The organism is Halorubellus litoreus (assembly GCF_055378595.1).
This window is the reverse complement of the sequence record NZ_AP043834.1, coordinates 576,063-587,610: the sequence shown is the minus strand read 5'-3', so window position 1 is coordinate 587,610 and position 11,548 is coordinate 576,063. Positions and strand designations below refer to the sequence as shown.

11 protein-coding genes and 1 pseudogene are annotated in these 11,548 nt (G+C 69.7%); 6 read left to right on the top strand and 6 right to left on the bottom strand.

Going from position 1 to position 11,548, the window contains the following annotated elements:
- Positions 1 to 50: 50 nt before the first annotated feature.
- Positions 51 to 368, bottom strand: coding sequence for a hypothetical protein (locus ACZ48X_RS02645; protein WP_336351124.1), 318 nt, complete (start codon positions 366 to 368; stop codon positions 51 to 53).
- A gap of 998 nt (positions 369 to 1,366) precedes the next feature.
- Here ACZ48X_RS02645 and ACZ48X_RS02640 point away from each other — a divergent pair.
- The 5 genes from ACZ48X_RS02640 (at position 1,367) to ACZ48X_RS02620 (ending at position 5,852) form a co-directional block, all read left to right on the top strand.
- Positions 1,367 to 1,939 carry a hypothetical protein gene (locus ACZ48X_RS02640; RefSeq protein WP_336351125.1) on the top strand — a complete coding sequence of 191 codons (573 nt, stop codon included), beginning with the start codon at positions 1,367 to 1,369 and terminating at the stop codon, positions 1,937 to 1,939.
- Positions 1,940 to 1,990: 51 nt separating this feature from the next.
- Positions 1,991 to 2,671, top strand: coding sequence for a hypothetical protein (locus tag ACZ48X_RS02635; protein WP_336351126.1), 681 nt, complete (start codon positions 1,991 to 1,993; stop codon positions 2,669 to 2,671).
- Between the two features lie 65 nt (positions 2,672 to 2,736).
- Positions 2,737 to 3,129 (top strand): DUF2237 family protein, encoded by a 393-nt coding sequence (locus ACZ48X_RS02630; protein WP_336351127.1) that lies wholly within the window; start codon positions 2,737 to 2,739, stop codon positions 3,127 to 3,129.
- 71 nt (positions 3,130 to 3,200) lie between these two features.
- Positions 3,201 to 4,010, top strand: coding sequence for an MOSC domain-containing protein (locus ACZ48X_RS02625; RefSeq protein WP_336351128.1), 810 nt, complete (start codon positions 3,201 to 3,203; stop codon positions 4,008 to 4,010).
- 504 nt (positions 4,011 to 4,514) lie between these two features.
- Positions 4,515 to 5,852, top strand: coding sequence for a bifunctional metallophosphatase/5'-nucleotidase (locus ACZ48X_RS02620; protein ID WP_336351129.1), 1,338 nt, complete (start codon positions 4,515 to 4,517; stop codon positions 5,850 to 5,852).
- A gap of 84 nt (positions 5,853 to 5,936) precedes the next feature.
- Here ACZ48X_RS02620 and ACZ48X_RS02615 read toward each other — a convergent pair whose 3' ends face one another.
- From ACZ48X_RS02615 to ACZ48X_RS02600, 4 genes are all read right to left on the bottom strand, one after another.
- Positions 5,937 to 6,590, bottom strand: coding sequence for a type 1 glutamine amidotransferase (locus ACZ48X_RS02615; protein ID WP_336351130.1), 654 nt, complete (start codon positions 6,588 to 6,590; stop codon positions 5,937 to 5,939).
- Between the two features lie 82 nt (positions 6,591 to 6,672).
- Positions 6,673 to 8,394 (bottom strand): sensor histidine kinase, encoded by a 1,722-nt coding sequence (locus tag ACZ48X_RS02610; protein WP_336351131.1) that lies wholly within the window; start codon positions 8,392 to 8,394, stop codon positions 6,673 to 6,675.
- Positions 8,395 to 8,493: 99 nt separating this feature from the next.
- Positions 8,494 to 8,673: a hypothetical protein gene (locus ACZ48X_RS02605; RefSeq protein WP_336351132.1), complete on the bottom strand. Its 180-nt coding sequence runs from the start codon at positions 8,671 to 8,673 to the stop codon at positions 8,494 to 8,496.
- A gap of 126 nt (positions 8,674 to 8,799) precedes the next feature.
- Complete coding sequence (locus tag ACZ48X_RS02600; RefSeq protein WP_336351133.1) at positions 8,800 to 9,306, bottom strand: DUF8173 domain-containing protein; 507 nt, start codon at positions 9,304 to 9,306, stop codon at positions 8,800 to 8,802.
- Between the two features lie 111 nt (positions 9,307 to 9,417).
- On the opposite strand from ACZ48X_RS02600, the pseudogene ACZ48X_RS02595 reads away from it, so the two are divergent.
- Positions 9,418 to 10,941: pseudogene (locus ACZ48X_RS02595) on the top strand (lipase maturation factor family protein).
- A gap of 69 nt (positions 10,942 to 11,010) precedes the next feature.
- On the opposite strand, the gene ACZ48X_RS02590 reads toward ACZ48X_RS02595, so the two are convergent.
- Complete coding sequence (locus ACZ48X_RS02590; protein ID WP_336351134.1) at positions 11,011 to 11,406, bottom strand: hypothetical protein; 396 nt, start codon at positions 11,404 to 11,406, stop codon at positions 11,011 to 11,013.
- Positions 11,407 to 11,548: the final 142 nt, after the last annotated feature.

Sequence of the window (11,548 nt, the reverse complement as noted above, 5' to 3'; positions counted from 1 at the left end):
GTGGTTCGTGACGGACCGGTCTCGGTCCGTCGCGGGTGGTTCCTACATCGTTACGCGCTCGCTGCTGGTTCGATGGCGACGTCGTGGACGGCCTCGATACCGGTGCCGTCTTCGAGCGTGGCACGGGCTTCGTCGTCGTCGACGGCCTCGGTGACGACGAGCGTCGCGGTGACCTCGACGTCGACCTCGAGCGCGTTCAGGCCGGGCGTGATGCCGGTGACGCGCTCGATCTCGACGCCGTCGAGCGCGTCGAGGCGTCGGAGGACGGTGCGCGCACCGGTGGTCATGTCGCCGTCGGCGCCGTGGGGGACGCGGACGGTGAGGTGAGCTGTCGTCTCGAATCGGTGCCTGATGGTTTGGGCTACCATAGGCGCCCGTCGCGAGTCGAACGCGCACGACCCGAGCGGGGTCGCGGGATGCCGTTTCATCCACGGTCGCGGCGTGTTGGGGGCTTGCGTCAGCGGTGCGGCGTGCACGAGCATCCGGCGGCCACTGGGCCGCCGGTTCCTCCGTGCGTGGGTGGGGGCTTGCGTCAGCGGTGCGGCGTGCACGAGCATCCGGCGGCCACTGGGCCGCCGGTTCCTCCGTGCGTGGGTGGGGGCTTGCGTCAGCGGTGCGGCGTGCACGAGCATCCGGCGGCCACTGGGCCGCCGGTTCCTCCGTGCGTGGGTGGGGGCTTGCGGGCCGTCGGGGCGTCCGGTGGGTGGACGGCGCTGGGGCTGGTCGGTGGGGAGCGATGCGACTGTTCGACCCCGGTTCGAGGCCGGGGCGGTCGCGTCCGCATCCAGCGTCGACGCGGTCGCGTTCGTCCAGGGGGTCTGCCGTCGCGCGCTGCGATGGACGGCGGACTCCGTGCTCGGTGGTGAGTCGGAACGTGAGGACGACCAGTGACGGAGCCTGGCCGTCGACGACGAGTGGCCGAGAAGGATTCTCGGTCCGGGCGTCGGCGACGGACGTGGCGTCGCCTCGACGGTGTCAGCGTCGAGCCGGGCTCACGTCACGATCGGTGTCACGTGGCGCCGACGAGAACGGACCGAGCGAAGGAGCGACCCCGTTGGTTCGCCCGCACATCGGACCACTGCTCGTCGGCGCCGTCGACCGGGGAGGCATAGTCACCTTCCCCGGTGACGGCGTTGCCACTCACACCGCGAGTGGTCGCCGACTTCATGTGGTCGATGTACATGGTTGGGTTCGCTCTGGACGCCGACTGAGGGGTCGGCGTCGCAGGGTAGTCCAACAAAAATCGCCGAATGACAAAAAACTATGGGATGGATGTCAACGTGGCGCATGCTTCGGGTTCGGCGTTCGTTTCGAGCGCTGAACCGAAGCGTGAGTTTAGGGGGTGCGACAGCGTTCGTCCTGACGAATGCCGCGACGAGACGAGGCGCGAAACGGTGACGGCGCGGTCGCTGGAACCCGCGCGAGCGCCGTCACCGTCGGCATCGTATTCCTCGGGCTCGCGATCGTCACCGCGCTCCTCGCTGGCTCGTTCTGGGTGGTCGCGACCGAAGGCGGGGAGACGGGTGACCCGGCGGAGGTCGGCCTCTCGGCAAGTCGCTGCACGGTCTCCGCGGACGATGGGACGACCGGCATCGGGACCGTGACGGCGTCGATCCGGTACACGGGGAACGGGAGCGTCGACCTCTCGGACGCCACGGTCCGGTACGGCGACGAGACGACGACCGCCACCCTCGACGTCGGCGTCGACGCGTCCGAGACGACCGCTCGCCTCGTGAACGACACCGGTGCGTTCGACGCGAGCATCGTCGAAGGCGAGACGCTGACGCTCGTCGTTCCCGTCGAGACGATTCGTGGTGCGCCGCTCGAATCCGGAATGCGTGCATCCCTGGAACTCGTGGTCGACGGCGGCACGGTCGACGCGGCGAGCGTTCGCGCACCGAACGGACTCAGCGAGGACCAGTCCTACGTCGGGTGTTGACGGGTCGTCGCGGCAAGAACGCTTTTCGTGGTGCAATCGTAAGGGGTCTGCATGATTACCCGGTCCGCGAGCGTCGATGGGGACGACGACCGCGGGCGAGGCCGCGCCGAGTTCGACGACAGCGGCCGGGAACTGGGGACGCTCGCCGTCGTGGACGACCGCGGGCAGGTCGGTATCGGTATCATCGTGATGTTCGTCGCGATGATCATCGTCTCCGCGATCGCGGCGGGCGTCATCGTGAACATGGCGGGCATGATGGGCGATCGTGCGACCGACGCCGGGGAGGAAGCGGTCGGGCAGGTCGTCGGCGGCGTCCAGGTCCAAGACCGCACCTGTACTGTCAGCGCGAACCCGCCAGGCGTCGACGAGGCCTGGGTGCACGTCCGACTGCGCCCGGGAGGAACGATGGTGAACATGTCGAACACGACGGTCCTGTACACCGACGGGGACGTGCACGCGGAACTCAGCCTGGACAACGAGACCGCGAACGCGTCGCGGTACACGCTCGTCGACGACGGCGAGCACGTCCGCGAGTTGACGAACACGTCGCGGATGGTCCGGATGACGTTCGACGTCGCGGAGATACGTGGTGCGCGACTGAACGGAACGCGAGCACCGCTGGAGAACGGCGGTGAAGCGACCATCACGGTGGCGACGCCCCAGGGTGCGGTGACGAAGGTGCGACTACAGCCGACCGGTATCGCTGGGTCGCAGTCGTACTCGAAGTGCTGAGCCCCGACCCCGACATGTCTTCCGGACCGCGGAGGGTTTTCCGTGAGCGGTCGCAACGACGTGATATGAACGCGCCGGACGAGACGACCGCGGAGTCGAACGTGAACGGCGAACCGCTCGCGTCGTGCGGGACGGACCCGGAGACGGGCGTGCAGCGCGACGGCGTCTGTCACGCGCTCCCGGAGCGGGACCCGGGCCGCCACGAGGTGTGTGCGGTGATGACCGAGCGGTTCCTCGAGTTCACGGACGTGATGGGGAACGACCTGCGGACGCCACGCCCAGAGCTATCGTTCCCGGGGTTGGAGCCGGGTGACCGGTGGTGCGTGTGTCTGCCGCGCTGGCTGGAGGCGTTGGACGCGCGTGCTGCGCCGCCGGTCGTGCTCGAAGCGACGAACGAGTCCGTGCTCGACGAGGTGTCGCTGGAGACGCTCGAAGCGAACGCACACGGTACGGAGTGAGTTATCGAGAAAACGCGGGCTCGGGGTCCGGGACCGAAGCGTTCACGCCGTCGGCGCCCGGGAGTGCTGGTATGCCGACCGTCGACGCGCTCGTGACCCATCCCGTGAAGTCCCTGGACCCGATGCCGGTCGAGACGGCCGACCTCGTCGGCGGCCGCCTGCGGTACGACCGCGAGTTCGCGCTGTTCGACGACGACCGCGAGCTCGTGAACGCGACGCGCGAACCCGCCCTCCACCGCGTCCGCAGTTCCTACGACCCGGAGACGCGCACGCTCACCGTCCGCGAGCACGACGAACCCGCGGACGAGGCGGTGTCGTTCGCGCTCGACAGCGAGCGCGGCGACGCGAACGCGTGGTTCAGCGAGTTCCTGGACTATCCGGTCGCGCTCGTCCGCGACGCCGGCGGCGGGTTCGTCGACCGCGACTACGCGAAGGGGCCCGCGGTCATCTCGACGGGGACGCTCGAGGCCATCGGCGACTGGTTCGACCTCGACCCCGTGAACGTCCGGCGGCGGTTCCGGGCGAACGTCGTCGTCGACGCGGAGCCGTTCTGGGAGGACCGCCTCTGGACGGGCGAGGACGAGGTCGTCGCGTTCCGCATCGGCGACGTCGAGTTCGAGGGCGCCGGGTGCTGCGCGCGCTGCGTCGTCCCGAGCCGCGACCCCGACACCGGCGACGTCATCGAGGACTTCCAAGCGCGGTTCGTCGAGCGCCGCGAGGCGACGATGCCCGACTGGGCGGACGCGGACGCGCTCGACCACTACTACCAGGTGATGGCGCTCAGTCGCGTCCACGAGAGCGAGGACGGCGGCGAACTCGCCGTCGGCGACGACCTCGAGGTCGTCGGGAAGCGACCGCGCGAGGACGCTCCCGAGGCCTGACCGCCATCGGCCGCAGTCCAGTCTACTCCTCGAAGCGGCACGACGGCGAGTTCGTCGTCAGAATCGTTTTCGACGACGAAACCTGAACGACGCGGGGGAGGAGGACCTCGACGCCGTCCTCGTCCGTATCGTGGCTCGCGAACGTACCGACCTCAGTCAGCGCGTATGTTTCGGAGAGCCAGCGTCGAACCAGTTATGCCGATCATAGCCGCACCGAGGAATAACACATCACCGAACAAACCATCATCTGTTATTCTGGGAACTACGAGCCATGCTGTAATCATCAACGAGAGTGCGGCCGCGTTCATCAAAGCTGGAGTATGTCTGTTCATAGTTCATACCAACATTCCGTCCTTTTCGGTCCGGCGATGCGAGCCTGCGTCGACGCGCTCAGTCGCGACCGAGGGCCGGCCGCGAGCCGGGGGTCCAGAGCGTGCGGCGAATTACGTGCGCGACCGCACGGCTTACGGCCCCCCGCCGGGTACGAGTCGCTGAGACGAACTCGTGCGAGTGCTGCATTACGCTGACGTGGAGGCCGGACTGGATAGCCCGGAGCGCGCGGGCCGGCTCGCGACCGTCCTCCGGGAGGAGGGCGGCGACGACCCGGTCGTCACCGACGGTGGGGACACGCTCGCGCCGGGCGTGCTGGGGTTGTCGACGAAGGGCAAGCACGCGCTGGCGTTCCAGGACGCGGTGTCGCCGGCGGTCGCGACGTTCGGGAATCACGACTTCGACCACGGGCGGACGGCCGCTCGGGAGGTGACGTGGGAGTCGCCGGCGCGGTACGTGACGGGGAACGTCATGGAGGGCGGGCAGCCGTTCGGGGACGCGGCGCCGTGGACGATCGTGGACCGCGCGGACGGTGCGCTCGGCGTGGTCGGTATCACGGACCCGGACGCGTCGGTCCCCGATTCGCTCGCGGTCGAGGACCCGATTCGAGCGGTGCGGACGGCGGTCTCGGAGCTGCGCGACCACGGCGTTCGCGCGGTGCTCGTGCTGGCGCACGCCGGCGACGACGTCGTTCGGACGGTCGCGCGCCAGCAGGGCGTGGACGCCATCGCCGCCGGGCACGTGCATCGCGTCGGCCGCGAGCGCGTGTCGGGGACGCCCATCGTCCGACCGGGCGTGAACGGCGAGGTGGTGTGGGAGCTCGACTTCGACGGGGAGCGCGTGACGACCGACGACCACGACGTCGAGCGTGCGGTCGTCGACGAGTCGGTCGCGGAGATACTGCAGGCCGAGCGGTACCGCGTCGGGCTGGAGGACACGGTCGGCTACCTCGAGGAGCCGCTCGTCCGCGACACGGCGAAGCGACTCGTGGGCCGGGAGCGCGCGGGGTCGCTGGTCGCGACCGCGTACCGGGAGGGGGCGAGCGCGGACGTCGGCGTCCTCGACACGCTCGCGATCCGCGAGGGCCCGCGGTTGTCGGGGACGGTGTCGCGCGGTGACGTCGTCGGCCTCGTTCCGTTCGCGGCGCCGCTCTGTCGCATCGAGGTGTCGGGGCGAACGCTCTCGCGACTGCTTCGGGAGAGCGTGGTGACCGACGACCGCGCGGCACGAGGACCGGGCGCGTACGCGTGCTGGCTGCAGGTCGCCGGTGCGACGCTCGGGGTGGCGGACGACGGGACCGTCGAGTCGGTTCGCGTCGACGGCGAGCCCATCGATGGAAACCGGGACTACGTCGTCGGGACGAACACCTACGTCCTGGGGAGCGACGAGTTCCCCGCGGTCGACCGCCGGCACCTGCTCGCGCAGGGCGACGACCAGTACGAGGCGGTCGTCGCGCTGTTCGAGCAGGGCCGGACCTCGGGCATCCCCGACGGCTTCGTCGAGCCGGTGTAACTCGTCGGTAACACCAGCCAGTCAGTTCGGTTTCTCAGGGCCGCTGGACGACACGAGCGCGGAGTTCCGGACTGGGACGGTGCGTCAACAGTCGCCGTCGGCGACGATGCGCGTGAAGTTCGCGTAGACGCGACCGGCGTTCACGTCGGCGAACGAGTACTCGCCGTCGCTCCAGCCGTAGTCGGCGTCGAGTCGGTCGCGGTGCGCGGCGGTGAACTCGGGGTGGAACTGCGTGCTCCACAGCGGCGCCGACCGGTGCCTGGTCGCGAACGCGTCGTAGTAGTCCGTGGTCGCGATGACCTCCATCTCGGGCGCGGGCTCGACGACCTTGTCGCCGTGGACCGCGGGGACGACCGGCGAGACGCCGTCGAAGAGCGGGTCGTCCGCGAAGTCGACGTCGACGAGACGCGCCGTCGTCTCGTCGGCCTCCACGCGACCGCCGAGGGCGGCGTTCACGAGCTGGTGGCCGAAGCAGACCGCGAGCGTCGGAATCTCGTGTTCGACGAGCGTCTCGACGAGCGCCATCTGCGAGTGCATCCACGGGTACTCGTCGGCCTCGTAGACGCCCGCGGTGCTTCCGGTGAGGACGACCGCGTCCAGTTCCCCGAGGTCGGGGCGTTCCCCGGCGGCGTAGTCGAGTTCGACCGCATCGGGGATGGACGCGGCGAGCGCGTCGCAGTGGTACGCGTGCGCTGGGTCGACCTCGTTCCGACAGACGACGACGCGTGGCGATGACATTGCGCGTCCTATGGCGCGCGCCACGAAAGGGGTACCGGCGCGAACGCCGCGCTTGGCTCGCCCGGCGTCGGGGCCGACGGCGTCAGGCGCCGGGGAGCGTGACGAGGACGCGCGTCCCGTCGTCGGTGGCGTCGAACGTGACGTCGCCACCGAGGGTGCTGACGCCCCAGTTCACGACGAAGAGGCCGAGGCCGCTGCCGTGTTCGAGCGCCGATTCGCGAGCGTCCAGCACGTCGAGTTCGTGGCCGGGGATGCCCGGGCCCGTGTCCGTGATGGCGAACGTGACCGTGCCACCGTCGGCAGCGGAGGCGACGGTTCCGTTCCCGTCCACTCCATCGGCGACAGCGTCTCCGGAGTTGGTGACGGCGACGGACACGCGCGGGTCGCCGTCGTCGTGCACGACGCCGTTCTCGACGAGGTTCTCGAAGACGACGCGGAGGACGTCCGGGTCCGCGGTCACGCGGCAGTCATGGGGGACGTCGACGTCGACGGTCGCCGCAGGATGTCGGCCCGTGACGTCGTCGCGGACGGCTTCGAGGACGGCGTGTGCGTCGACGACCTCGTCGGCGACGACCGACCCGGACATCGTGGCTTCGACCTCGCGAGCGCGTTCGCCGAGCGCGGACAGCTCGCGGGTCTGGTCGGCCGCGGTCTCGAGGAGGTCGACGACCGCCGGGTCGTCGCTGGCTTCGGCGGCCGCGGTGACGCTCCCGAGGACGACGGTGAGGTCGTTCCGGAGGTTGTGTCGGAGGACGCGGTTGAGGACGCCGACGCGTTGCTCGCGGCGCCGTTCGGCGGTGACGTCCTGGAGGACGACGGTGTACCCGACGACGCCGCCGGCGCCGTCGTCGAGCGGGTTCCGGGTTCGAGCGTACGTCCGCGCTCGCGTGTCGTCGGCGATGCGGACGTGGTCGCCGTCGAACCCGTCGTCGACCGGTTCGAGGTACCTCGAGATGTCGGTCGCCAGGACGACGGTCTCGTCGACGCCGAGCGCGTCGACGGCGGCGGCGTTCAGGCGGACGATGCGGTCGTCCGGGTCGACGACGACGACGGGATTCCCGAGGTCCTCGACCGCGGCGCGTTCCGCGCGTCGACGGGTCGCGGGCGGGAACTCGAACATGTCCTCGCCGAACAGCGCGTACAGGTCGAGGACGAGGTGCGGGAAGAACGCGATGGCGGTGAGGTTCAGCGGGTAGAACGGCCCGATTTCGAGGAGCCACGCGCTGAACGCGACCGTCGGCGGGAGTGGCGTGACGGCGATGGCGAGCGCGTGCTTGCGGTAGAGCGGCCCGTAGCTGACGACGGTGTCGATGAGGAGGACGACGCCGAGGGTGGCGAGCGAGACGACGGTGAGGAACTCGAAGACGACGAACGCGTTGTGCGTGTACTCGAGGACGCGGACGCCGCCGTACTCGACGAGTTCGACGTTCGTCGGGCCGTAGTCGTGGAACGGGTAGGTGAGGACGACGAGCGTGCCGAGGGACTGGAAGCCGACGATACCCTGGAAGGGACGGGAGTGGACGTACCTGGCCCGACCCGTGTAGACGAGTGCGAACCCGAGGTACGCGACGCCGATCCAGATGGCGGCGACCCAGTAGAGGACGAGGAGCGGGTCGCGGAGCGGGCTTTCGCCGAGGAGGAGTCCGACGCCGTAGGCGGCGCAGAAGACGGTCTGTGCGGCGATGACGCCCTGGAACCACGTCAAGCCCGGTCGCTCGGAGAGCCGCCGGAGGTACGCGAGCAGGCCGAGGTTCGCCGCGCCGACGACGACGGACGTCCACGCGACGACGAGCCCGAGTTGCACGTTCGACGAAACGTACGAGCGGAGCGAGTTAAACAGGTTGCGGCACGTTCGGGTGGGCTCGGCTGGCCGGCCGGTGCGGTGCCTGCGTGCGCGGTCCGGTCAGTCGTGGTGGTGCACCCAGTTCGTGAGGTCGACGAACGCGGTCTCACCGCAGCACCCGCACTCGTCGGGCGCCTCGAAGGTGTGCTGGGCGGTGTCGACGTGAATCGGGGTGCCCGCGTGCGCGACCTGGCAGTTCTCGCAGACGTACATCGTGACTGACTCCGGAACGTGTGCCATACGGTAGCAATTGTGTGGACGAGGGATAGTCGTACCGGGGATCGACGCGGGCGACGCATCGGTGCCGTCCGCGTTCCGTCGCCGAGCACCGGTCGCGAGACACCCGGTGGGCCGTGCGTGCGGCGGTCAACCGCGGAGGAGCGTCCCGAACCCGGCTGCCCCGATGCAGAACGAGAGGAGCGCGCCGATTCCGGTGAGCGTGAGGACGCCGTTGAGGGCGGCGGCGACGACGAGCGCGACCACCCAGTCGTCGTCCACGTCGACGAACCGGTCGGCGATGGCGAGGTACGCGATGACGGCGCCGACGACCCAGGCCAGGTAGAGGAAGAAGGCGAGGAGGAGCGCGAACGGGATGCCGAGGATGGTAACGAACAGGACGACGACGACGAAGATGACGACGAGGAGCGCCACGACCCCGTACGCGAACGAGCCGATGGGATTCCGAGCGACGTCACGCATGCGCGAGCGCGTCCAGTCGGGCGCGAGCACGAGCAGGAGCGCGCCGACGACGAGCGTCGAGAGGAAGGTCCCGACGGCACCACCCCCGAGCCCGACTGTCGGGTCGACGCCGACGGGGTCGAACGGCCGACCGACCTGGAGGACCGTCGAGACGACCACTGGTATGGGTTCCATGACGACTCTGACGACGCGACGACGGAAAAAGGGTATGCGCGAGCCGTATCACCCGCCTGCGACCGTCTCGACGGAACCGTTTTCTGGCGAGGGGCCGTCGACCCCGCTGCGATGGTCTTCGGCGTCGACGTCCCGTTCTACGACCCGGGGACGTACTGGCTGACGCGGTTCGCGCTCCAGCGCGGGGTCGCAGCGATCTACCTCGTCGCGTTCGTCGTCGCGCTCCGCCAGTTCCGCCCGCTCTGCGGCGAGGACGGGCTGCTCCCCATCGCGGACTACGTGGACCGCTTCGCGTTCCGGGAGCGCCCGAGCCTCCTCTACCTCTCGCCGACGGACCGAACCGCGGCGTGGCTCGCACGCGCCGGTATCGCGCTGAGCGCGCTCGCACTCCTGGGCGTCCCATCGATGCTCGGCACGCCCGTCGCCGTCGCGGTCTGGCTCGCGCTCTGGGCGCTGTACCTGTCGTTCGCGAACGCCGGACAGCTCTTCTACGGGTACGGCTGGGAGTCGATGCTCTGCGAGGCCGGCGCGCTCGCCGTCTTCCTCGGCGGCTGGGACGTCGCCACGCCAGCCGTCACCGTCTGGCTGTTCCGGTGGCTGCTCTTCCGGAATATGCTCGGCGCCGGCCTCATCAAGCTCCGCGGCGACGACTGCTGGCGCGACCTCACCTGCATGGACTACCACTACGAGACCCAGCCGATGCCGAACCCCGCGAGCTGGTTCGCGCACCACCTCCCCGAGCGCTTCCATCGCGTCGAGGTCGCCGGGAATCACGTCGTCGAACTCGCCGTCCCGCTGCTGTACTTCGCACCGCAGCCGTTCGCGTCGATAGCCGGCGCGGTAACGGTCGCGTTCATGGGCTGGCTGCTCCTGACGGGGAACTTCTCGTGGCTGAACGCGCTCACCGTCGTGCTCGCGCTCTCGCTGTTCGCCGACCCCCAGCTCGCCGCGGTCGCCGAGTCGCTCGCCGCCGTCGCGACCGTTCTCGCCGGCGTCGACGTCATCGCGGGAGTCCCGGTGGCCGCGCCCTCGAACTGGTTCACGGCGATAGCGTGGGCGTACGCCGTCGTCGTGCTCGCGCTCAGCTACCATCCGGTTCGGAACATGCTCTCTACGGGCCAGCGGATGAACACGAGCTTCGACCCGTTGAACCTCGTGAACACGTACGGCGCGTTCGGCCACGTTACGAAGACGCGCTACGAGCTCGTCGTCCAGGGCACCACCGACGAGGTCGTGGATGACGACACCGAGTGGGAGACCTACGAGTTCCACGGCAAACCAACGGACGTCTCCCGGCGGCCGCCGCAGTGGGCGCCGTACCACCTGCGGCTCGACTGGCAGCTCTGGTTCGCCGCGATGCAGCCGCTCTCGCGGAACCCGTGATTCCTGCACTTCCTCGCGAAACTCCTCGACGCCGACGAGGGGACGCTGTCGCTCGTCCGCACCGACCCGTTCGACGGCGACCCGCCCGAGCACGTTCGCGCGCTCCGCTACGAGTACCGGTACGCGACGCCCGCGGAGCGACGCGAGACCGGCGACTGGTGGCGGCGCGAACGCGTCGGCACCTACGCGGGGCCGATGGCGCGCGACAGCACGCACCTCGAACTGGCGCTGCGACGCCGTGGCTGGGACTGACCAACCATCGCTGGCCGTTGCACTCGCGGTCGTGGTCGCGGGGGCGGGGAAGGGATGGGGACAGTGGTGTCACTCGACGAGCGTGGATGCGAGCCCGAGGACGTATCCAGCGAGCCCCCAGGGCGCCCACGACGATGCGAGCGTCGCGACGAACGCCACCAGTGCGGCCGACAGCCCGCCGGCGGTCGCGAGCACGTACGTACCGGTGACGAGGATGCCGACGGCGACGATGCCAGCGGTGACGTACGCGATAACGAGTTCGTAGAGCACGGGGCCGAGTCGCTCGGGGACGCCCGTTCGACCGAGGAGGAATCCGGGGAGGGCGACGACGGCGACGAACGCGGCGACGTTCGGAACGCCGACGAAGACGTCCGTCCCGGCGAGCGTCGCCACCGTGAAGGTCACTGCGGCGAGAGCGACTGCGAGCCCGCCGAGGATGCGGGCTCGCGCTTCGAGTACGGGCACGTGCTGCGACAGTCGCCCCCCGGCGAGTAAAATCCCGTGGCTCGCCGATGCAGTGAACGAGCTCGACCGGCGAGTGCGCTCGAAGCGACCGAGGTGTGACGGGGAACGCGCCCGCACGGCAGTCCGTTGCGGTTGGAAATCG

Coding starts and splice junctions, on each gene's coding strand:
- ACZ48X_RS02605 (WP_336351132.1), bottom strand. CDS start 8,673: ATGGCACACGTTCCGGAGTCAGTCACGATGTACGTCTGCGAGAACTGC.
- ACZ48X_RS02600 (WP_336351133.1), bottom strand. CDS start 9,306: ATGGAACCCATACCAGTGGTCGTCTCGACGGTCCTCCAGGTCGGTCGG.
- ACZ48X_RS02640 (WP_336351125.1), top strand. CDS start 1,367: ATGCCGCGACGAGACGAGGCGCGAAACGGTGACGGCGCGGTCGCTGGA.
- ACZ48X_RS02625 (WP_336351128.1), top strand. CDS start 3,201: ATGCCGACCGTCGACGCGCTCGTGACCCATCCCGTGAAGTCCCTGGAC.
- ACZ48X_RS02630 (WP_336351127.1), top strand. CDS start 2,737: ATGAACGCGCCGGACGAGACGACCGCGGAGTCGAACGTGAACGGCGAA.
- ACZ48X_RS02615 (WP_336351130.1), bottom strand. CDS start 6,590: ATGTCATCGCCACGCGTCGTCGTCTGTCGGAACGAGGTCGACCCAGCG.
- ACZ48X_RS02645 (WP_336351124.1), bottom strand. CDS start 368: ATGGTAGCCCAAACCATCAGGCACCGATTCGAGACGACAGCTCACCTC.
- ACZ48X_RS02635 (WP_336351126.1), top strand. CDS start 1,991: ATGATTACCCGGTCCGCGAGCGTCGATGGGGACGACGACCGCGGGCGA.